The 22718-nt window shown below is 37.9% G+C and carries 21 protein-coding genes and 1 tRNA gene; 11 read left to right on the top strand and 11 right to left on the bottom strand.

From position 1 onward, the window contains the following. Nucleotides 1-16 precede the first annotated feature (16 nt). Together ACZZZI_RS20765 and ACZZZI_RS20760 are read left to right on the top strand one after the other, a co-directional pair. Nucleotides 17-250: a hypothetical protein gene (locus ACZZZI_RS20765; RefSeq protein WP_463491182.1), complete on the top strand. Its 234-nt coding sequence runs from the start codon at nt 17-19 to the stop codon at nt 248-250. Between the two features lie 453 nt (nt 251-703). Continuing rightward, entirely contained in the window at nt 704-922 is a 219-nt protein-coding gene (locus ACZZZI_RS20760; protein ID WP_316757379.1) for a PspC domain-containing protein, read from the top strand. A 59-nt stretch (nt 923-981) separates the two neighbouring features. On the opposite strand, the gene ACZZZI_RS20755 is transcribed toward ACZZZI_RS20760, so the two are convergent. Further along, entirely contained in the window at nt 982-1635 is a 654-nt protein-coding gene (locus ACZZZI_RS20755; protein WP_316757381.1) for an ankyrin repeat domain-containing protein, read from the bottom strand. Nucleotides 1636-2173: 538 nt separating this feature from the next. On the opposite strand from ACZZZI_RS20755, the gene ACZZZI_RS20750 reads away from it, so the two are divergent. The 6 genes from ACZZZI_RS20750 to ACZZZI_RS20725 all read left to right on the top strand — a co-directional run bounded on the left by ACZZZI_RS20750 (nt 2174) and on the right by ACZZZI_RS20725 (nt 7960). Continuing rightward, nucleotides 2174-4768 (top strand): FtsK/SpoIIIE family DNA translocase, encoded by a 2595-nt coding sequence (locus tag ACZZZI_RS20750; RefSeq protein ID WP_344768639.1) that lies wholly within the window; start codon nt 2174-2176, stop codon nt 4766-4768. Between the two features lie 58 nt (nt 4769-4826). Beyond that, a complete protein-coding gene (gene lolA1, locus ACZZZI_RS20745; RefSeq protein WP_316757386.1) occupies nt 4827-5477 on the top strand; it encodes an outer membrane lipoprotein periplasmic chaperone LolA1 in 651 nt (216 codons plus the stop codon). 359 nt (nt 5478-5836) lie between these two features. After that, nucleotides 5837-6643, top strand: coding sequence for a hypothetical protein (locus tag ACZZZI_RS20740; RefSeq protein WP_463491178.1), 807 nt, complete (start codon nt 5837-5839; stop codon nt 6641-6643). Between the two features lie 101 nt (nt 6644-6744). Then, nucleotides 6745-7017, top strand: a complete 273-nt coding sequence (locus ACZZZI_RS20735) for a hypothetical protein (RefSeq protein ID WP_344768643.1) — start codon at nt 6745-6747, stop codon at nt 7015-7017. Nucleotides 7018-7066: 49 nt separating this feature from the next. Beyond that, nucleotides 7067-7831, top strand: coding sequence for an MBL fold metallo-hydrolase (locus tag ACZZZI_RS20730; protein ID WP_463491176.1), 765 nt, complete (start codon nt 7067-7069; stop codon nt 7829-7831). A 45-nt stretch (nt 7832-7876) separates the two neighbouring features. Further along, nucleotides 7877-7960: transfer RNA gene (locus ACZZZI_RS20725), tRNA-Leu, on the top strand. A 264-nt stretch (nt 7961-8224) separates the two neighbouring features. Here the strand turns inward: ACZZZI_RS20725 and ACZZZI_RS20720 are convergent. Beyond that, nucleotides 8225-8725 carry a hypothetical protein gene (locus tag ACZZZI_RS20720; RefSeq protein WP_463491174.1) on the bottom strand — a complete coding sequence of 167 codons (501 nt, stop codon included), beginning with the start codon at nt 8723-8725 and terminating at the stop codon, nt 8225-8227. Between the two features lie 311 nt (nt 8726-9036). On the opposite strand from ACZZZI_RS20720, the gene ACZZZI_RS20715 reads away from it, so the two are divergent. The 3 genes from ACZZZI_RS20715 to ACZZZI_RS20705 all read left to right on the top strand — a co-directional run bounded on the left by ACZZZI_RS20715 (nt 9037) and on the right by ACZZZI_RS20705 (nt 11933). After that, complete coding sequence (locus tag ACZZZI_RS20715; protein WP_463491172.1) at nt 9037-9255, top strand: hypothetical protein; 219 nt, start codon at nt 9037-9039, stop codon at nt 9253-9255. A gap of 135 nt (nt 9256-9390) precedes the next feature. Then, a complete protein-coding gene (locus tag ACZZZI_RS20710) occupies nt 9391-9990 on the top strand; it encodes a hypothetical protein (protein WP_463491170.1) in 600 nt (199 codons plus the stop codon). Nucleotides 9991-11072: 1082 nt separating this feature from the next. Continuing rightward, nucleotides 11073-11933, top strand: a complete 861-nt coding sequence (locus tag ACZZZI_RS20705; protein ID WP_463491168.1) for a hypothetical protein — start codon at nt 11073-11075, stop codon at nt 11931-11933. 61 nt (nt 11934-11994) lie between these two features. On the opposite strand, the gene ACZZZI_RS20700 is transcribed toward ACZZZI_RS20705, so the two are convergent. The 9 genes from ACZZZI_RS20700 to ACZZZI_RS20660 all read right to left on the bottom strand — a co-directional run bounded on the left by ACZZZI_RS20700 (nt 11995) and on the right by ACZZZI_RS20660 (nt 22622). Beyond that, nucleotides 11995-13212 carry a DUF2252 family protein gene (locus ACZZZI_RS20700; protein WP_463491166.1) on the bottom strand — a complete coding sequence of 406 codons (1218 nt, stop codon included), beginning with the start codon at nt 13210-13212 and terminating at the stop codon, nt 11995-11997. 34 nt (nt 13213-13246) lie between these two features. Next, complete coding sequence (locus tag ACZZZI_RS20695; RefSeq protein WP_316757789.1) at nt 13247-13696, bottom strand: low affinity iron permease family protein; 450 nt, start codon at nt 13694-13696, stop codon at nt 13247-13249. Between the two features lie 43 nt (nt 13697-13739). Continuing rightward, nucleotides 13740-15224 carry an alpha-amylase gene (locus ACZZZI_RS20690; RefSeq protein WP_463491164.1) on the bottom strand — a complete coding sequence of 495 codons (1485 nt, stop codon included), beginning with the start codon at nt 15222-15224 and terminating at the stop codon, nt 13740-13742. 289 nt (nt 15225-15513) lie between these two features. Continuing rightward, the gene (locus tag ACZZZI_RS20685) at nt 15514-16479 is read right to left on the bottom strand and encodes a peroxiredoxin family protein (RefSeq protein WP_463491162.1); all 966 of its coding nucleotides are present in this window, start codon (nt 16477-16479) and stop codon (nt 15514-15516) included. Between the two features lie 154 nt (nt 16480-16633). Beyond that, complete coding sequence (locus ACZZZI_RS20680; RefSeq protein WP_463491160.1) at nt 16634-17749, bottom strand: acyltransferase family protein; 1116 nt, start codon at nt 17747-17749, stop codon at nt 16634-16636. Nucleotides 17750-18072: 323 nt separating this feature from the next. Beyond that, complete coding sequence (locus ACZZZI_RS20675; RefSeq protein ID WP_463491158.1) at nt 18073-18489, bottom strand: SRPBCC domain-containing protein; 417 nt, start codon at nt 18487-18489, stop codon at nt 18073-18075. 344 nt (nt 18490-18833) lie between these two features. Next, nucleotides 18834-21041, bottom strand: a complete 2208-nt coding sequence (locus tag ACZZZI_RS20670) for a xanthine dehydrogenase family protein molybdopterin-binding subunit (protein WP_463491156.1) — start codon at nt 21039-21041, stop codon at nt 18834-18836. Between the two features lie 53 nt (nt 21042-21094). Further along, nucleotides 21095-22114, bottom strand: a complete 1020-nt coding sequence (locus ACZZZI_RS20665; protein WP_463491154.1) for an FAD binding domain-containing protein — start codon at nt 22112-22114, stop codon at nt 21095-21097. Continuing rightward, nucleotides 22107-22622: a (2Fe-2S)-binding protein gene (locus ACZZZI_RS20660; protein ID WP_463491152.1), complete on the bottom strand. Its 516-nt coding sequence runs from the start codon at nt 22620-22622 to the stop codon at nt 22107-22109. Before ACZZZI_RS20660 ends, ACZZZI_RS20665 begins: the two co-directional genes overlap by 8 nt. Nucleotides 22623-22718: the final 96 nt, after the last annotated feature.

Raw genomic sequence — 22718 nt, 5'->3', positions numbered from 1 at the left:
TTATTTTTAATAATATATGTTTTTAACGCCTGAAAGAATAATAATTGTAAGAGGTAGTGTAATTGTTATAGGAACGGTGAAAGATTCGGGTTCGGTTTTCAGAATTACCGTTGACGGCGTATTTCGAGGATATATTCAAATTTTAGACGGTGAATACCAGATGATGGCGGGTTGTGTAATGAGTATTTATAAGTTTAATACCATTGTTGAGGCGATGAAAATGGGAATTAACCAATGGAACAAATTATAGTCGATGTTTTTGCAAACTTTTTTAGGCGCAGGATGTTTTCAATATAAGTTTAAAATTAATTAATTGGTGCAGGTGTAATTTTACACTTGCATTTTTTTGTTTAGAGATTTGATTTTTTGGGAAACCTCAAATTAATTCTAAAGTGAAAGAATTGCAATTGTTTAACTTATATCGTTAAAGCATATTAAAGAGGGTATAAAGATTAGTTTTTGAATCCACATTCATCTGGATAATTGCTCGGTAAGGTTTAATGAATAGAAATAGTGGGGTTGTACCTACTTTATAAATAAAGTGTTATATTAGTATTGCTTTATTTTATCATCTAAACGGTGATATTTTAATTAAAAAATTAAGGTTTAGATTGCAAAAAGTTTATTAAAACACATTTAAACTGCTTTTATAACGAGCTGTTGACGATGTGGTTTGGTGTTAAGATTTTAAAACAAACTTAAAATGTTCCAAAGGATTATCACTTATTTCGAGCAACAGAGTTTTGGGGTTTCTACCTATTTAGCGAATAAGTTAAATATGAGTACAGCCAAAGTTAGGCTGTTTTTCATTTATTCATCCTTTCTGGCAGTCGGTTTTCCTATCCTTTTTTATCTTTTGGCTGCCGTGGTTCTTGATATTAGAACTTATATGAAAAGAATGCGGTTAAGAATTTGGGAGTAACTCAAGCGTTGTAAGTTATACGTTCTATGTAAATAAAACTTACCACTTAAAGCCTATAACTATTCCTCCCTCAAAATTTCTGCAATTTCATGGAAACCTTTTTCTGCAGCTAAATCAGCAGGTAATTTTCCACCTTCCATTCTTAACGAAACTTCTGCGCCATGCTCTAAAAGCAGAATAATCAATTCGATATTTCCTAACTGTGCTGCGGTATGTAATGGAGCTAAACCTGCTTTTTGGCAAACATTTGGATAAGCGCCAGCATCCAAAAGCATTTTTGTTATGTTTATGTTGTTAGCAGCAACTGCTGAATGAATCGGAAAAACGTTAAAGCCATTTTTAGAAGCCAAATTTACATCGGCACCTTTTAACACTAAAAAGCGAGCTAACTCTTCGTGACCAAAATAACAGGCTAATCCTAAAGGTGTAAAACCATCTTCCGAGAATTGGTTAATGCTATCAGGTTTCTGGAAAATTAATAGCGTAGCGGCATCAAATTTGCCAACTGCGCAAGCCTCGAATAAAGTTAAATCATCTACAAATTCTGCTATTAAATTTGCTATTTCCTGCTTTTTATAATAACAAGCCAATAGCAAAGGCGAAATCTTGTGCGTAGTAAGTGAATTAGCCAGTTGAGGATGCTGAACCAAAATCTCTTTTACTGCATTTAAATTACCTGCTTCAATTTGTTCTTCGAGCTGTGCTATGTCCATAAAATGAAACTTGTTATATAAAACTAACTAAAATATAGAGTTATTTAATTTCTAAATATATAGAGTGTTTCGTAAAAAGCAAAATTGTGGCTCGGTTTTCCTTTGGTTGCAACTAATAGCGATGAATATAAGTAAGTAAGCCGTTATTCTGAGCCTTCCGAATCGCTTTTTTTGAAATAACACCACTCTTAGAAAGATCCAGGATGAAAATATTTTCTTAATTAGTTATACTGAACTGAAATCTTTATTGAGTTTGATCCTATGCGTATAAACCAGCGAACGAGAAACTTGTTAGATATTACGTAAGGCAGTTAAATAAAAAATCCTGTTCCACCTCTCCAGGCAAAACAGGATAAAACCTAAAACAAAATCCGTTTCATTTAATAAAACGTAACAACTTGTGTGTTGTTAAAATAATAGACGATTATTTAAGTTTAAGGTTTAATGCCTCTTGAATATTTTTATTTAATTTGAGGCAGAATATAAAACTCGTAACAGATATTTTATATTTGTTCATTATTAAATTCAAGGATAGAAAATGTCGGTAAGGGGTAACCAGTTTAAAACCAATACATTCAGAGAGAAGGGTGGAGAAAACACATCGGGCAGAGGGGCAACCAGCCGCCAACCGAAAGAGAAAAGGGAATATTTACCAAATTTCGATTTGGCAGATGGGCGTGCAGTTAAGATTTTAGGGTTGTTTTTTGTTATACTTTCTTTATACTTTTTAATTGCTTTTACATCATATTTATTTACCTGGCAAGATGACCAGAGTTATGTAATTGATGCAAACGGCGGTTGGAGTAATTTATTTAAAACTGCAGAAGAGCTTAAAGATGCTGGTATAAATGCGCCAGTTGTGCAAAACTGGCTTGGTAAATTTGGCGCTTTATTATCGCATCAGTTTATTTACGAATGGTTTGGTGTGGCCTCATTCTTATTCGTGTTGGCTTTCTTTATTATTGGCTATCGTTTGTTATTCAAGGTTAGAATTCTTTCTATTTCAAAAACACTTGGATACAGCTTTTTCTTTCTACTTTTTCTTTCGCTAACCTTTGGGTTTGCACACAGCTTCTGGTCAGAATCGCCACATTATGTTGAAGGCGAATTTGGTTACTGGAGTAATAAATTGCTGGCCGCTCAAATTGGTGCTGCGGGTGTAGCGGGCCTAATTGCCTTTGCTGGCTTAACCATTTTAATTATTGCTTATAATATAGATTTTAAATTCCCCGAGCGTACACCGAAAGAGGTTTACCTGGATAATGAAGTGCCCGATTTTGTAAATGAAGTTAGGGAAAGAAATGCGGGCAGAAATAATAATTACGAGGAACCTTCAGAACCAATTGAATTTCCCGTTCGCGATAAACCACCTGTAAGCGAGCGTAAACATCAAAATGTAGTATTACAGCCAAGTCGTTTCGAACAAAAAGAAGAGGAAGAAGTTGTTGCACCTGTAGTTTTATCGCCTACTGCTGTAAACTTACCCTTAGCAGCAACAGCGGCTGCAGCTATGCCTTTGGTTGTTGAACCTACCATTGAAGAAGAAAAGGAGCCAGCTTTTACCATTGAGAAAACCGAAGAGGAAATTAAATCGGATGATTTGGTAGAACAATTTGGTAATTATGATGAGAAATTGGATTTATCGGGTTATAAATACCCAACTATTGATTTACTGGAAAATTATGGTACCAACAAAATTTCTGTTAATGCAGAAGAGTTGGAGGCCAATAAAAATAAAATTGTAGAAACGCTTAATCACTACAATATCGAAATCGATAAGATTAAGGCTACGATTGGGCCAACGGTTACCCTTTACGAAATTATTCCAGCTCCAGGCGTTCGGATTTCGAAAATTAAAAACCTGGAAGATGATATTGCGCTTTCATTGGCTGCCTTAGGCATTCGTATTATTGCACCAATGCCTGGTAAGGGAACAATTGGTATCGAGGTTCCAAATCAGCATCCTGAAATGGTACCTATGCGAAGTATCTTGAATACCGAGAAATGGGTTCAAAATACCATGGATTTACCTATTGCCCTGGGGAAAACGATTAGCAATGAGGTTTACATTGCCGATTTAGCTAAAATGCCTCACTTACTGGTAGCGGGTGCTACTGGTCAGGGTAAATCGGTAGGTATTAACGCAATTCTTGTTTCTCTATTATTTAAGAAACATCCTGCGCAATTAAAATTTGTATTGGTCGATCCTAAAAAGGTAGAGTTAACTTTATTTAATAGAATTGAACGCCACTTTTTAGCGAAGTTACCAGGAGAGGCCGATGCAATTATCACAGATACCAAAAAGGTTGTAAACACCTTAAATTCTTTGTGTATTGAGATGGATCAGCGTTACGATTTGTTAAAAGATGCGCAGGTTAGAAACTTAAAAGAATACAACGATAAGTTTATCAAACGTAAGCTTAATCCGAATAACGGACACCGATTCTTACCGTTCATTGTGTTGGTTGTTGATGAGTTTGCCGATTTAATGATGACTGCTGGTAAAGAGGTTGAGGCACCGATTGCACGTTTGGCTCAGTTGGCTCGTGCGATTGGAATTCACCTTGTTTTAGCTACACAGCGTCCATCGGTAAACATTATTACGGGTACCATTAAAGCCAACTTCCCTGCGAGGTTAGCGTTTAGGGTTTTATCGAAAATTGACTCCAGAACCATTCTAGATAGTGGTGGCGCCGACCAGCTGATTGGACGCGGAGATATGCTTTTATCTACAGGGAGCGACTTAATCAGGCTACAGTGTGCTTTCGTTGATACACCTGAAGTCGATCGTATTTCTGAATATATTGGCAACCAGCGAGGATATTCTGATGCTTATCAATTGCCAGAATATGTTGATGAAGCTGGTGAGGGGAGTAAGGCAGATTTTGATCCAAACGAACGTGATAAATTCTTCGAAGATGCTGCCAGACTGATTGTTATGCATCAGCAAGGTTCTACATCACTTATCCAGCGTAAATTGAAATTGGGCTATAACCGTGCAGGTAGGATTATCGATCAACTGGAGGCAGCAGGAATTGTTGGTCCGTTTGAAGGTAGCAAGGCCCGCGAAGTTTTATATCCTGATGAATATTCTTTGGAACAGTTCTTGAATAGTTTAAATGACAAAGGTTAATTAAACTAATAAGAGAAAATTTACTCTAACGTTTTAATAGATATTTAAAAAACACAAGATGAAGAAATTAATTTCAGCATTAATGGTTGTAGTTGCTTTTACAACAACAACCTATGCTCAAACTGATGCGAAAGCTAAAGCAATTTTAGCAGAGGTAAGTAAAAAATATAAGTCGTACAATGTGGTTAAAACCGATTTCAGCTTTACTTTAGATAACCCAAAAGCTAAGGTTAAGGAAACGCAACAAGGTACCTTATATGTTAAAGCCAATTCTAATAAGTATAAAGTTGCGATGACAAATCAAGAATTGTTTAGCGATGGTAAAAGCCAGTGGACTTATCTAAAAAAAGATAAAGAAGTTCAGGTTAGTAATGTAGATAACAGCGGTGATGCGATTAATCCTGCCAAAATCTTTACCGTTTACGAAAAAGGCTTTAAATACGTTTACACTGGTGAAGAAAAAGCTGGTGGCAAAACTTATCAAATGATCGATTTAACACCTGTTGATGCTAAAAAAGCAATCTTTAAAGTTCGCTTAAGTATTGATAAAGCAGCTAAGCAAATTGCCAATGTTGTTTTATTTGATAAAAATGGTAATAAATACACCTATAACGTTAAAACATTTTCACCTAATGTAAATGTTCCAGAAACTACTTTTGCCTTCGATGCGAAGAAATATCCTGGCGTTGAAGTTGTAGATTTAAGATAATTTTCTTTTTCCGCTTTGCGGGATGAGATTAAAAATGGTTCAGTTGGAAACAGCTGAACCATTTTTTTATTAAATCTATTCTATAATCTAATGTGTGAAATGAGATTTGTTTACCAGATCAAGTTGAAGGGTTCATGTAGGGGCCTTCAAGGGTTCTTGTTCGTAAACAGGCGTTATTTTGCGAATAAGGTAGCTACAAGGTCCGAACTTGAATACAACAAGCTATGGCCTGAAACGTGGGGTAAAGGCGGCGTAATGGTGGGGTAGAGCTGGACTAAGCTAAGTGAACGATGGTGCTTCAGGAGAAATTGACTATCTTTAGTTATCATCCCTTTTTCTTATGCTAAGATACAAAACAAATGGCTATACAAAAAGGATTTTTACACATTAGGGGGCGCCTGGGCGACCTTATTTTTTACAAAAGGTTGAATAAGGACGTTGTTAGAAACAAAGCTTCCGAAAAACCACAGACAGAGAACAGTAAAAGAAGTGCCCGTGATTTCGGTACGGCAAGCAAATACGGGGCTTACATCAGGCAAGTATTCCATCCGCTGGTTATATTTTATGGCGAAGCATCGTTGATGAATCGGTTGAACAGTCGATTAATTGCGGTTTTAAAAACAATTCCACAAGAAAAGGCAGGCGCTAAAAAACTGATTGACGGAAATATTTCTCTGTTAACTGGCTTTGAATTCAATCAGGCAACGCCATTCAGCAAACTTTGGCTCAAGCCTACAGAATTTAACATTGTTGATCGTCAAACCATTCGAATTAGCTTACCCGAAGAAAACCTTAGAAATTTAGTAAAGCCTTATGCAAAGGCCACACACATTATTTTGCAAGCCATTATTTTTAATTTTGAACTTGATGGAGATGAATATGAGGAGGTAAGGGTGAAAGATCTGAGCATTCCCCTCAATCTGGAACATTTCTCTGGTAAAGCGCTTAATGTACCACTAAATTTGAACGGAGACAGGGCGGTTTTAATTGCACTTGGCGTACACTATAGCGACGACAGTGCTTTTGGAGGTGTAAAACAAATTGCCTGTAAAATTGCGCATGCAATCCAAATACGTGATGGGCAGATTGTAAATTTTGTTGAAGTTCCTAAGGAAAAAATAATACCTGAACCAGCACCTGAATTGTTGGACTGGGATGATCTTTAGCCTAATCCAGGAAAGCTTAATAAAAATTTAACATTCATCTGTAATCAATTTTTTTACCTTCGATTTATGAATGCTGCTTAGATTTCTCTAAGTTTGTTCTAATGTCGTTGCCACTAACAAATCATACCTTAGAAAAATTAGAGCTCCTGCTTTTTGCCATGGGCTATAAGGTTCGTTACGAAAAGGGAAACTTTAAAACGGGCTCTTGCTTATTAGAGCATAATAAGGTTGTTGTGGTTAATAAATTCTCCAATCTCGAAGGAAAAATTGCTGCGCTGGTTATGCTGGTTAAGGAAACCAATCCTGATGAAAACCTTTTAGATGATAAGCAAAGACAATTCTTTCACTCGCTACAACAAACTGAATTATTTTAATGGTTATAAAAAACTCAAATTACACGAATAGAAAGGAAGGTTTATTACGATGAAAGTTACTTTTTTAGGTACTGGTACCTCTCAAGGCGTTCCTGTAATTGCTTGTAATTGTGAAGTTTGTACCTCTACAGATCAGCGGAATAATCGTTTAAGAACTTCCATTTTAATCGAGTTGGGTGATAAAACAATTGTTGTAGATAGCGGACCTGATTTTCGTTACCAGCTTTTGCGTGCAAAAGTAAAAGATTTGGATGCTGTTTTATTTACCCATGAGCATAAAGACCACATTGCAGGACTGGATGATATTCGGCCGTTTAATTATTTGCTGCACAAGGTAATTGATGTTTATGCTACTGAACGTGTTCAAACTGCCTTAAAAAGAGAGTTTTACTACATTTTTGCGGAAACGAAATACCATGGTCTGCCACAAATTAATCTTCATACCGTTACCAATGGTGAAGATTTTAAAATAGGGGAGCACAATATTATTCCTTTCGAAGTAATGCACCATCTATTGCCGATTACGGGTTACCGTGTTGGTGATTTTACTTACATTACCGATGCAAAAACTGTTTCTGAAGCTTCATTTGAAAAAATTAAAGGAACCAAAGTGCTGGTGATTAATGCCTTACAAAAAGAATCTCATATTTCGCACTTTACGTTAAATGAAGCCATCGCTTTTGCCGAAAAGGTTGGAGCTGAAACGACTTATTTAACGCATATCAGCCACAATTTAGGCTTGCATGAAAATGTAGAAAACAGCTTGCCTGCGAATATCAGACTGGCTTATGATGGTTTAAAAATTGAATTGTAATTAACGGTTTCTGAAATCTAAAATTAAATTATATTTGCAACACAAACTCAGGTGGCGAAATTGGTAGACGCACCAGCTTGAGGGGCTGGCGCCTGTATGGGTGTGGGAGTTCGAATCTCCTCTTGAGTACAAGAAAACTTCGGTAATATTAACGATTACTGAAGTTTTTCAAATTTTATTGTTACTGGTTTAACAGAACTCTACTTATTTTTCATTTGAACATAATGGAACGACAGTTATGCAGTAAAGATAACGATTGCATACGAATGTATAATATTCCTCGTCAAAGGGTGTTTGTATTGAAGAATTATTTCTACTCAACTTTTTTTACAACAAAAAAAGCGTTCCTATGGAAGACCACTTCAAGTTTTAATTTATCAGATTTAACCAGTCTTAAGCTCGCTCCGCAAAATACGACTTTATCTCATCCCATTGATTCCAATAAGGGCTTATAATATAAAACGTTTGCCCTTCTTTGTAATGTTCCAATCTGAAAGTCGGTTCGTCAAAAATTTCTTTCATTTTTGCATTTCCGCGATAACCTTCATATATCTTAAAATCATCGCTCAAAATCTTCGTTGTCTTTCCGCCAAAAGTTGTAATAAAAGAGCTACCTTCTAGTATATGAATTTTTTTCACAATGGATTTCGTAACAAAGTATCTCTGAAGAGTCACTCGAATCATCCCGAAAATACCAATTAGCATCCCAACAATTCCAGCAAAAACTGCTGGTAGCGTCACGTCTTTATAAAAATCACTTTTCAGGGCAATAAAACCTAATGGTAATATGATGGTTATCAAGCTTGATATAACGACTTCTTTCTTAGATCTTGCTAACTTATCATCCAATTGCTGTTCACCTTCAGCGCTAATTTCGTAACTAGTATCTTTCATATAAGCAAAACTAAGGATTCTGATGCTCAATAAAGTGATTTTGGAGAATTTGAGTGGATAAACCAATCTTTAACAATTTTAACATTCTGGCAATCCAAGGAGAGCTTCTATGGATGCTAAGAATCCTAATAGATGACCTTGTTTTTCGATAATGTCATTTGAGGACGTTTATCAAAAAATGGTTGTATTATGAGATTCTGAAATAGTTTTGATGCTTTGTCGAATACAATACTGGTATTGGAGGAATAAAAAACGCAAGGTTTACAGGTAGTTTTCATTATTATTTCCCCTTATCTGGTAAATATTGTTTAGTGATAGATGGTACTCAAACGGACAAAAGATATTTGTTGCGCCGAAAAAAAAATATTCAACCTGACACGATAGATAAAAAGACCATCGAGCATATTAATAATTATTCTACGCAGGTTGTAAATGATTATGTGTTTGGACATAACAAAGAATTTCTTAAGGGTATTATTGATCTTGGCTTAAAAGCAATTCGGAATACAAAAAATCAAATTCAACAGTAATTACTATTTTTCTATGGTCTCAAAAAACGAACTTTTAATAAAAATTCAAATTAGCTATCCCCTTGTATATAATATGATGTCTTATCTTTATTAATAGTTTTATGGAATTTATTGGTACAGAACATCTATAATAGTATGAATATTAAAATAAACACTCTTTTTTTAATAATGGTAGCACTCATTAATTATGGCTTTGCGGCAATTAGTGTACAAGATGAATATAATCCTATTACATCTGATGACTCAGATTTTAAATCAATTAAAAATATTGATGATTATCTGTATTGGGAATGCATCTATAATCCCAGCATATTCAGCTCCTCCAGATCTGAACAACAAATAATAGCTCAACTTGGAGATATTAAGTACTCTAAGTATGTAAAAAAAACATTTAGTTTTGTAGGTTTTTTTTCGGCGTGTGGTCCAGGATTTTGTTCTTACTATATTGTAGCCGTCAAAAAAGATAAATCAATTAAAGTTATAAACACACCGAATGACTTTCGAAAATTTATTGGAAAAATTGATAATGTAGAGGAGGCAAAATTAATTGTTAGGAATGCCGGGTACATTTTTTCTATTGCCCCTAAATATATGGCCTCATATAAACAGTCAGCAGATAAATATATTTTTAAATTACATGACTTTGGTCTTCAATCATGTTTGCCCCCAGTGCAAACGGAACCAAAATCAATCACTATTGCGGTTGACGAAATGGCATCTATCTCAAGGCTTTAACGTTTTCAGAGGAAAGCAATCTATCGTAAGCTTACACCTTAGTTTGATGTTCGTATTACATTTTTGTATCATAAAACGAAGGTTTTTTGGTATGGTGCTGAAACTAAGTGTTACAAAATATTGTCTTGACATTCCAAATATTTGTGTTCTAAATTTTCAACTAAACGGGGCTGTGGTTATGGGTTTTAAAATATTCTAATTCAATCTTTTGCTCTTTTAAGTCATCAACAATTTGAACCTATTATATTCGCTAATCGATCCAATTTTTCATCAGGAATTTAATTAAAGGAATTACCTAAACCGATTTGTTACTAAAAATTCCAGGTTTTACTGAATTCTGGAGATATTATGGGTTTAAAAACCTTAATGACTGATCGAAATATTCTTCCTATTTTAAACAATTCAAAAGCAATTTAAACGACTTACCTAAATGATTCCTGGTCGACGAAATCCTTCCAGTTTTCGAAGCCGATAAATTGACTCAGGCTGTTTAAAACAAATGGGGTTGGTAAAGCATTCTTGTTCCGGGAAAAACCATAAATGCGTTTTAAATTTGATTCTGAAATATAGTTTTTGGTTTTTAGGAATACAAGCTCGGAAATTAACCGACAATCTGTTTCGGTTATACTGATGATACCTGATTTGATTAATACCCTTTCTTTTAATTGTGTTTCCAGATTGTCATTTATCATAAAGCACTTTGTTCGTAATTGAGATAATTTGCAAATTTGAAGCGGCACATTGTAATTTAGTTTTGCTGGATATTCGTTCTTTCTTCAAGAAATCCTCACTAATCGAACGGTAGGCTAAAGTTATTTGGATGAAATAAGACGATAGTTAACTCGGCTTGCATAAAGCTAGCATAATTTCGATACATTGCGTATTAATCGCAGGTTTTTTTTGATAATCGGCTACCCCTTATCTGGATGGGGCGTAGGTAAAAATACAAATGGCTCAAACGGCTTTTAAAAACAGATTTTAAATAGGATAAAAATCTAACTTTCTGTGTTGATGGGTTTATCCTGTGAATGTGAGGCAACACTAATTTTAAACTGATAAGATGGAAAAAGGAAGGTATTTATATGGGAGAAATTAAAGGTATTCAGGAAGTTCAATCCTCAATGAGCAAAGTAAAACAGGCAATTGTTGATCATGTATATGTGTTGATCGAGAGAACTTTTAAATTCAACGATTTTATAATTAACGTTGTTCCTTCGACTGAGGTAGATGGAGTTGAAAAAACATACACTTCGATATTGTTGAGTCAAGATGGAATAAATTTTGGAGAGGTTCGGATTAATAGTTCTGAATATTTAAGTATGCGTGTTGAAGATCGGGAGAAACTTGGGCATATTACACAAATGTTGTCTGGACAGCTCCTCTCGCTTAGTTTATTTGATAAACCTTTTCTTGAATTTGCTGAAGCAAGAACCGAAAATTCATTGTTCAAATCCGAATTAAACTTAGCGCATTCAGATCTAAATACAGCTCATGAAGAACTTAGTGATGCTTATAACCTCGGAGTATTGTTAAACCGAAATCTCTCCCGGATGCGTGATGATATTAATCTGTTTTTGGAACAGGCACCTATAGCATTTGGTGTGTTAAAATATCGCCATTTGAAAATTGAGGTAGCGAATAGTTTGATACTTCAGTTATGGGGTAAAAACAAATCTGTAATTGGAAAGCCACTCGCTGAAGCTTTGCCTGAACTTGCAGGACAACCATATCTTGACATCCTGGATGAAGTTTATACTACGGGTAAACGTTATGTAGGCAGGGAATCGCCTGTTTCACTATTTATAAATGGCGCAGAAGAAGTGGTCTATTTTAATTTTATATATGAGCCGATAAAGAATAAATCTGAGGTTACGAATTCGATTATGATTATTGCGACTGATGTTACCTCGATCGTAAGAGAAAAATTAATAGAGAAAAATTAACGTTCAACAGCGATTAATTTCTTTCTATGTTTTCAAAGATAGATGAATCGAATCCGAAAGTTTAGACACCCAATATGGAGTCCTTCAAGGGGCCATTCTTGCAGGCATCCTCAAAATGATGATAATCCGTAAAAACCTTTGAGGCAAGCTTAATTGCAATCCCGGGCAAAATCAGCTTCCATTTTTCCTGTCGGCCAAAAGCCATTAATTCATCCTTAGTTGCAGATCCATCCATACCTGTACTGCGCAACTGTGCCGAGGCGGTTAGTATGGCCATGTCATCAATTACCTGATACATATTGCGGTAATCATTTTTTAAAATCTTAAAATCGATCGTGTCCTTAACTGGCTGAAGCTCCTGCATGACATAATCTTCATTTTTAAAGCGGCTGGTTGAGAGCAGTGAAGCTGATACATGCTGCATTCGTTTCTGTATGGTGATAATCCTGTTGGCATTGTCTTCGAATGCAGGCTGCACTTTTTTGAAATAGGGCATGAGAGAAGAATCAAAAGCCTGCTTCATGTCAATAAGCAGGTAACTGTCTTTTGTATTGATGCTTTTTAAAAGGAACAAGTATCTCTTTTGCCCAAGGCTCCCAGTTCCTGCTAATCGGTAAACGACATCTTTAACTCTATAATTGTAAGGACTTTCATCATTTTCCTCGAGCCATGTGATAATGTGCTGCTTAAGTTCCTTTTTTAAATCTTTATTAACTTCAAAATGCCGCTCATCTTGCAAATCCAATACAAGCTTACCTTTTTTCTCATAGGTTCTTTTTTTGAGTAAATCATCATCAGAACTCTGTTCAGCCCTTTTTAAAAAATCACAAACAATTCCCTTGGATGTTCTGGGGTCCAAATCGACTGCTTTTCCACTGCACAAAGTTGTTGAGTAACTTTTGATAAATAGCAAGACCATATTCATCGCCTGCTCAGATTCTATCTCGAAACTTTGAAAAGCAATAAATATACTTGTGATTAGGCGAATAACCTCCCAAAGAACTGGTGCTTTAATCGCCTCGTCGAAATCATTTAAGTCGAAATAAACCATTTTATTATTGCCCCGATAGCTACCGAAATTTTCCAGGTGCAAGTCTCCACAAATCCAGCCGACAGGGGATGCAGGCATAGCCTTTTCCTGGGATAGGTGTTTGTAAAACAAATGGCAAGTACCACGGTAAAAACGAAACCCATTTTCAAGCATCGCCTGATATTTGAGTTTCAATACTTCAGGGAAACGATTCTTATTGAATGCAATTATTTCTTCGACGTTGGACATTGAGCTTATCTTTCAAAATTTAGATTCATATAAATTAATTTATCTTGTTGTCCTGTTGTTTCTTTTCGGCAAGTTCTTTTGCTGAATCAATGGAATGCGATTTATGGATATCATCATCCTTCTCGGCAACATCGGAGAGTTTTTCATAATATTTATGCAGGACATCAAGTTCGGATTCATTTAAATCCTCAATGTCGACCATTCGATTACTCGCATGCCTGCTTGCGGCAATTAATTCATTAAGCTTTAATTGTATCGCTTTCGAATCCTTGTTTTGCGTTTTCTGGATTAAAAATACCATCAGAAAAGTCACGATGGTTGTTCCTGTATTGATCACCAATTGCCAGGTATCCGAAAAGTGGAATATGGGGCCACTGATGCCCCAGATCAATACAATTCCAAAAGCAATGAGGAAGGCAGATGAGCTTCCTGTCCAACAGGTTATCTGATTTGCAGCACTTTCGAAAAAATTTTGCTTTTTCATGGTCGTAAGTTTATATCGAGATTTGGGGTGATTCTATTAAAAATTAATCAGCTGTCCAGGCCGAAACAGAGCCAGCGCCACACAGGAACTCGCCCCAGCCATCTTCATTTATTACAACTTCAGAATCAACCACCCCAAGTCGGTCGTGAAAAGTTCTACCCGCAAAGGCTTTGCCGATCTCCATTGATTTGAATCCTTCTCCACCGTTGGAAAGCAGGACAGCTATTCCAGAGCCAGGTTTTTCCAGCGCACCATTAACTGTCCAACCTATGCAATTCGGATGGTCGAAATAGTCTCTTTGCTCGCCATAAACATTATTTTGCCTAAGGCCTAACATGGCTTGGATTTGGGTAATCGGCTCGAGTACAATCTGATGTTCCTCTCCATCATTTCCTTGATCGGTATATTTAGCACCGTATAAATCAGGATAAAAAATGCAAGGATAGCCAGTAGCCCTTAATAATATCATTGCATAGGCAAGCGGACGAAACCAGTATTCGACAGTTTGCTCTAATGACTGAAGGGGCTGAGTGTCGTGATTTTCTACCAATGTTACGGCCAGTTCAGGTTTTGCTGAAACTAATGTTCCCGTAAAAATTTGTGATAAATCATAGTCGGCCCCTTGTTTAGACGCGGTAGAAAAATTGGCCTGCAAACAGGCATCAAATAAGGACATTCTTCCCTGAGTAACATCAATGTACTCGAGCATCACATCCAGTTGACCTGGCGACCAATATTCACCGACGGTGAAGAGTTCCTTTCCGGTAAAAGTTCTCATGTGGTCTAGCCATTCATTGAAAAAAAACGGTGGCATGTGTTTGATGGCGTCGAGTCTAAAACCATCAAACTTAAGCGTTTCATGAAACCATTCGCCCCACTTTTTCAGTTCCTCCATAACCGAAGGATTTCGGAAATCAATATCGCAAAGCATGAGGTAATCGTAATTCCCATTTTCGTTATCAAGTACATCCTGCCAGCCTTCACGGTCTTTATTTTGAATACTGTAGATGGCTGTTTCTTCATTTTTTTTATCAAAATCTACCCCTGTAAAACATTTGTAGTCCCATTTAAAATCAGAATATTTACCCTGTCTCCCAGGAAAGTTGAATTTGGTATAGGCTTCAATTTCGTAGGGGTCGGATACAAATTCATTACGATTTTGGGGATCCACCTTTCTCACCTTCACTATTTCCGTTTCATCCCCGCCTCCTACATGGTTGAGTACAATATCTGCGTAAACCTGGAGGCCAGCCGATTGCGCCGCACCAACTGCTTCCAGCAATTCTGCTTTAGAACCATACTTCGTGGCTATGGAGCCTTTTTGGTCAAACTCGCCTAAATCGTAATGGTCGTACACGTCATATCCCGTGGATTCTTTTCCATCCATTCCCTTGTGGGCTGGAGGAATCCATAATGTATCAATTCCGAAGGCTTTTAGTTCTTTCGCGTCTTTTGTTATTTTTTTCCAAAGGCTCCCGTCAGCAGGATAATACCATTGGAAATACTGCAGCATTGTAAAGTTTTCCATATAGCAACTAGTAGTTCATCTTGAACAAATAACCATAGGAATGGTAAAAAGTTTGGGGAGATTATATTCATTATTTAATAGTGCCTGTAAATGGGGAGCTTTGTACTGGTGTATAAATCATAACAACCAATCAAACAAATTAGTCACACAATTGCTCAAAATCTATAACATGCTGCAGTACATTGGTATTGTGAATTTTCGTATTTGGTAAATGAAATAACATTGATATGCTGATTTCCGCTAGTCTTTCTTGACGTTAGTTAACCAATTCATTACTTCTGTAAATGAATTATTTATACTCATAATTTCTCCTGCTCTGTTTAAAATAATATAGGTAGGATAGCTGCTTATTAAAATCATTCGTTATAGTAACTGGTTTTATCTGTAAATAATTTCGCCAGGTGTAGTTATTGCTTTTTATATAATTTTTCCATTTTTGCAAATCTGAATCAATGGAGATGCTAATAAATTCAGCATTCCTTTTGTCAATCTCGCTGATGTTTTTTGCTATTTCTTTGTGGTCTTTTAAGCACGGGATGCAAGTTAAAAACCAAAAATCTAATACTATATATGCAGAGTTTTTGGGGGCAATTTTTGTTATTTGATTTTGTCGGTCATAAAAGGAATATCCAGCCAGATCTATATTGTTCTGAGTTAATAAGGTATGGAAGCGATTTACAACTCCTGAGTATAAAACAAACCATTTAAACTTATCGCCCTGGCTTTGTAATAACGGTTTAAGCTTCAAAAGTTGAATTTTAGAATTCTGGTTGATATTCAAGTACAAATCACCGTATAAAAGCGAGAAGGGATTATCTAAATTCCTTCGGAAGGATTCGAGTAATATCTGGTTTAGTTGAACGGTATCTTTCTTTTGTAAAAGTTCTTTGTATACCCTTTTAAAATTTGCGTGTTCATTATACGAAGCAGAATTTAGAACCGTATCTACTGTAACCTTTGCACTGTCAAGATGAACTAACACCTTAGGATTTCCAGGGTTTAACCATATTTGTTCACGTAATGTTTTTTTACCAATGATATATCGAATATTATAGCAATCAATATTCGATTTTTCAAATGAAAACGTTAATGAATCGCTATAGTTTAGTTCGTAAAATTCCTTCTGACTCAGATCAAAAACTTCAACCCGATCAACCTTTAACTGGAGGGGATTTTTTGTGCTAATCTGAATTTTTGTTTGAGCATTTACAACACCCCAGCAAAGGAATAATGTAATGAAAGAGAATAATTTCATAAGTGCGCAACTTTGATTTAAAGCGAAATTAATTTTCAAAGCTTTATGAAGGTAGAAAAAATTTAAGAATCCAAAAAGTTATTATTGCTTCCGTCGAAGCTCATATTATTCCTCACTAACGGTTATTATTCAACTCCTGATTTTATCTCCCAGTCTATGCAAGCTTTCTGCGCAGCCATTTGCGGACTGGTTCATCATACCATTTCAATGCGAGATAAGCTAAAACGACTACACCTATCAAAATGAGAAACGCACCAGGCCATGCCTGGGCAATAGTTATTCCCTTATTATTACTGATCCATGCAACGTAAAAATAAACCACAGGGTAATGTACCATGTAAAGTGGGTAGGATATATCGCCAAGGAATTTGCATATCCTGTTCTCTTTTTGAGATTGCATCACGCCACTAGCACCAAGATATACGATCAGTGGGAAAATTATAATAATGCAAACGGAATCATAAATCCCGTTCATCCATATCTGCTCAGCACCACCTATTCGCGGCATGTAAAGTACAATCGCTACCAACAGGCTGCACCATAAAAAAGCGTTCTTAATTCGGGTAGGCTTTGCTATACGTGACAATAACAGACCAGCAAAGAAAGGGAACATCGTTCGGGTAAATCCAATCCGAACCTGTTCCATATTTAGTGTCCAGCCACCACTGACGTCACCGTTGGTAATTGCCAGGTGTGCAAGTGCGATAGCAGCAATGCCAACTAAAATACTCAACGCCAGGATTGAAAATTTTCTGATCCAAACGGCATATAAAATGTTTGCAATGTATTCAAAGAACAGCGACCAGCCTACGCTATTAAGGGGATGCATTTCTTGCCAGCCACGGATATCAAGCGATAGTGGCACCGGAAGGATCGTGTAACCGATCAACATAACTAACAACATTTTCCAAACAGGAACGGTATGAATCAATGGCCATAGGGTAGAATCTGTGAAATAGAATCCAATTGCGCCGAGGGTCATGCCTAATACCACCATTGGTTGAAGACGTTCGATACGACGTTTGAAAAAAGTTGCTACTGTAGTTTTCTGCCATCGATCATCGTAAGCGTAGCCGATCACGAAGCCAGATAATAAAAAGAAAAAGTCGACAGCCAGGTAACCATGGTTAACGAATTTATCCAGATTGCTTGTTGAAAATGGCTCGGCCAGGTGAAAGGTTACAACGATTATCGCTGCGATACCGCGAAGTCCATCTAATATAGGGTAATGTGGTTTGGTGGCTAGTTCGTTGGGTAGTTTGGTCGTCATGTAATAGGTTGTAAAAAATTGCAATTTGTTAAAAAATAGCCAACATTCACAGCCTGATTATAATTATTCCCTCCTAAACGATTAAATTGTTACTTCATGAAACGAAAGCAATAATTATGCTAAACATTGCCGTAACAGGAGCACCTGTATCAGCTTTACGGTACAGATTGAGCCCGATATAATAAGAACCATAATACGGGAAAAACCTTGGATATCAGTTAAGTAAAAAGTCTAATTCAAATTTTAGATTCCAGTGAAAAGATTGTTGCGAACCCGCATGCTTTTATAAAAAGAACGGGACAGGAGCCTATCTTGAGTGATGGTTATTGTTCCTCTTGCGATTCCGCATATTTTTTGAAAGAGACCAGCACGGCACTGCAAAAATCAGTTTGCATGTCCAGCGGATCGGTAGCGTTGGGCTCAAAGGTCTCGGCTATGGTGACAGGGTTGGTTCCAGTAAAAGTAATGGTCGAATGGCGGCCATCGGAAAGGGTATAGCTGATTAGCTCATGAGTCTTTACCTGGTTATAGGTAGCGTTGAAGTCAAAGCTGAAACTTCCATCCTTCAGGCCCATTACCAGTTTTAGCTTTCCACCAGGGCGCAGATCATTCTCGGCCGATGGGGTATGCCAGTCTTCGGATACGTTGTTCCATTTTCTGATGTCCTCTGGCGTGTTCCACAATTTCCATACGCGTTGTATGGGGGCGTTGACTTGGATGCTTACGGTGATTGGCTGCATAGATATTGATCTTATCCAACAAATCTAATTTTGACAGGCCGAATTGTTGGCACCTGGGTACGACATTTTTAAGGGTGGTTCAGGACATCGTTGCCATTTTACAAAAATTGGCCGCACCCCGCCCTTGCCAAACTTTTTTGGAACTCATCAGTGTTGAAGGGAAGATGATTCAGCTATGAGCTATTTTTTAAGTTTAAATGGTGGGCAGGCTTTGTAGTTGATGCTTGCTGATTCTTCAGCCTGCTATCTTTTTGTATGGATTATTTGGGAATATAGTCCTTCCACGTTTCAGAGTAAGGGTTGTTCTCTAAAACGTGGAAAGGTTGGATTAATCTTCTATGAGATTAAATCAAATCATCTAAATGGATCGGCAGCTTTCTGATGCGTTTACCAGTTGCATGGAAAACTGCGTTTGAAATTGCAGCAGGCATGCCTACAAGGCCGATTTCTCCGACACCCTTAGTTCCCAATTCGTTGATTAATTCATCCTTTTCTTCTACAAAGATTACATCGAGTTGCCCGATATCTGCATGTACAGGAATATGGTATTCACCCAGATTTGCATTCATATATTTTCCCAGGTTCCCATCCATAATGGTTTCTTCGTGCAAGGCTTTACTGATGCCCCAAATCATAGAGCCTGAGATCTGGCTTTTGGCCGTTTTTGGGTTGATGATTTTGCCTGCCGCGATGGCACTCACCGCTCGGGTAACCTGAACCGTACCTAAATCCTTATCCACTTCAACTTCAACAAAACAGGCACTATGTGTGGCCAGGCTATATTTACGAAGCTTAATCATATGAGGATTGCCCATCTTTGTGGTTTTAATGGCCACCCCCTTGTTGAAAGCGATGATCTCTTTCAAGGAAATTTTCGCAGATTCATTTTCTTTGAGGTGCAAAGAGCCATTGCTGAAATATACCATCTCATCATCCGCTTTTCTGAATGGAGAGTCGGGCATTTGAGCGGCTTTTTTAAGTAGTTTTTTGCGCAACGATTTGGCTGCCATAAGGATCGCTACTCCTGTTGAAGAGGTAATGGCTGACCCACCCTGGAACATAGAAAATGGCTTTTTGCTGTCGCCATATTGAAAATCCACATCTTCCATGGCAAGGCCAAGTTCATCTGCAGCAATTTGAGTCATAACGGTTAAGGTTCCTGTACCAATATCCGTAGTAGCGTTGTGAAGGATTAGCTTTCCTTCTCTATTTATTATAGCCTGCACCCTTGCTGGAAACTGAAAAGCATCCCAGATTCCTGTAGCCATTCCATAACCGATGAGTTTGTTGCCACGGGTCATGCTTCGCGGTTCGGGGCTCCTGTTGCTCCACCCGAACTTTTCAGCAGCCTCCAGGTAACATGCCCGAAGTGCTTTACTGGTATATGGCTCTTTAGCAGAGGGATCCATTTCCGAATAATTAAGCAAACGCAGCTCCAGGGGATCGATGTTAAGCTTGTAGGATAGTTCATCCATGGTGCATTCTATTGCATGCAAGGCCGTGCTACCTCCAGGTGCCCGCATATCCATAGGGGTATATACATCAAGTGGCACAATCTGATGCTCAAACAGCGTATTTGGAGCAGCATAGAGCCTGTGGCTCCAGCCAGCAGTCGGCTCTGTATAATCCTCGAAATTTGATGTTTCTGCAAAGGCACTGTGGCCTAAAGCCGTTAGGCGACCGTTTATATCTGATGCAAACCTAAGTAATTGTATTGATGGCGGCCGATGTACAAATGAAAACATTTGCTTTCTGTCTAGCACCACGCGCACATTTCTTTTTAAATGGAGTGCAGCCATAACACAAAGAAAAAGCTGATACTGGGGTCTTAATCCAGAACCAAAAGCACCGCCAACGAATGGTGCCAAAACCTGCACGTCTTTATATTTCAGGCCAAAAATATTTGCCACATACAGCTGATTATTAATGGTGCCCTGGGTTTTATCATAGATCTTCAGCTTCCCGTTTCCTTCATATATTGTTGTGGTAGCGAACAGTTCTATGGGGTTGTGATGTTCAGTCCCATGCCGATATTCAGATGCTACCTTTACGGCTGCGTTTTCGAAAGCCTCTTCGAAATTTCCTGTTGGTGGAGGTGGGGGTGGTTTCAATGCGGTTGCCAAACCTTTCTTGGGTGCCCGCGCTTCGGTCAGATTTCGCTCAAGAATGGTTTGATGAACCTGTTCCTGGAACTCAAAATTAATTTGGCTGGATGCATATCTGGCGGTTTCAAAACTTTCGGCTACAACAAGGGCAATGGGCTGACCATTGTATAGTATGTTTTCGTCGAGCAGCGGTTTAAACACGGTGCCGGGCGGGGCATCCATGTCGGTATATTGAATATCAAGCCAGGCCAGTTTGGGGCGGTTGAGGTGTGAGATCACTTCAATTACACCAGGAATTGCCAGGGCCTTACTGATGTCGATATTAAGGATTTTTCCTTTAGTGATCGGACTGCTAACCACATAGCCAAATAGCAGGTTTTCCGCAGGATACTCTGCCGCATACTTAGCTGTTCCAGTAACTTTCGCCGTACCTTCGAGTCTGCTCACTGGTTTGCCAACCATCTTATTAAGTTCCATCTTTAAAATTTTTAGGTGAGTTTTTAAGCCGAGGGAGCCGCTCCTGGAAGTTGCGAGGAGGGATTCAATGCCATTAATCCATTTCTGATAATGGCATTTTTGGCCAGCTTGATTTTAAAGTCATTATGTCCGTAACCTTGAGCGCCCTGAAGAATAATATCTGCTGCAGCGGAAAAATTTTCTTCGGTGGCTTCCTTGTTGCAAAGGAATTGTTCAGCCTCTATTGAACGCCATGGTTTGTGTGCTACGCCTCCAAGTGCAATTCTAGCCTCTTTTATAGTGTTACCTTCAAGCTCGAGCGCTGTTGCGACAGATACCAGTGCGAAGGCATAGGAATGTCGGTCACGCAGTTTAAGATAAGCGTAGTTTTTCGAGAAACCTTTTTCTGGCAAATCAATTGAGGTAATTACCTCATCACTTTTTAAAACATTATCTATTTCAGGCGTATTTCCAGGAAGTCTGTGAAAATCACCAATGGGAACCACCCTGTTTGAGGCGGAACCCTGAATATTTACTGTTGCATTAAGTGCAGACAGTGCCACGCACATATCGGAAGGAAAGACCGCTATACAGTCTTCACTTGTACCTAAAATTGCGTGCATTCGGTTATAGCCATTTTTTGCAGGGCATCCAGAACCAGGAACACGTTTGTTGCATGGCACATCGCTATCGTAAAAATAATAACACCGTGTGCGTTGCAAAAGATTACCACCATTGCTGGCCATATTTCTGATTTGAGCAGACGCTCCTGCCAGAATCGCTTTTGATAAGAGCGGGTATTTATCTTCAATAATCGGATGATAGGCGGTATCTGCATTTTTAACTGTTGCACCTAATCTTATACCATTATTTTCGAGTAAGGTAATTTCTGAAAGCTCCCCAAGTAAACTGGTATCTATGAGCGAATTTGGATGAACAAGGTTGTATTTCCATAAGTCGATCAGGTTAGTGCCACCAGCAATAAACATGTTGCCTGCATGATCATTTTTTGATTTAATTGCTTCAGCAACATCGGCAGGTTGTTTGTAATTGAAATTATTCATTTCTACCTCCGTCTTTTACCTCCATGATGGCATCGATAATTCCAACGTTTGCGCCGCAACGGCAAAGATTTCCGCTCATCAGCTCTTTAACTTCTTCGCGGTTAGTTGCTTTCCCTTCCGAAATTAACCCGATTGCACTGCAGATCTGTCCAGGTGTACAATAACCGCATTGAAAAGCATCGTGATCTATGAAGGCTTGCTGCAGTGGATGAAGACCATTATCCTGTGCAATGCCCTCAATTGTTGTAACGGCACTACCATTTTTCATTACGGCAAGCGTAAGACAACTTAAAATGCGTTTTCCATCGACAATAACGGTACAGGCTCCACACTGGCCATGATCACATCCTTTTTTTGTGCCAGTTAGGTCAAGATGGTCCCTCAAACAGTCTAAAAGACTAACCCAGGGTTCAATTTCGATCCTTTTTAGTTCACCGTTTATCGTAATGGAGATTGTACTGCGATTACCACGGTCTTCACCGTGTATTGGGTAAGCATGTTGCACCATATCTTGTTAGTTTTATGTAATGCTTAACACGCTAAGTTATCGTTAAGTTTTTTTTGTTTGATTTTTATCCATCAGGAGATCAGTATAAGTCGATAC

It is taken from the genome of Pedobacter sp. AC190 (genome assembly GCF_979258025.1).
This window is presented reverse-complemented; position numbering and strand designations above follow the sequence as displayed.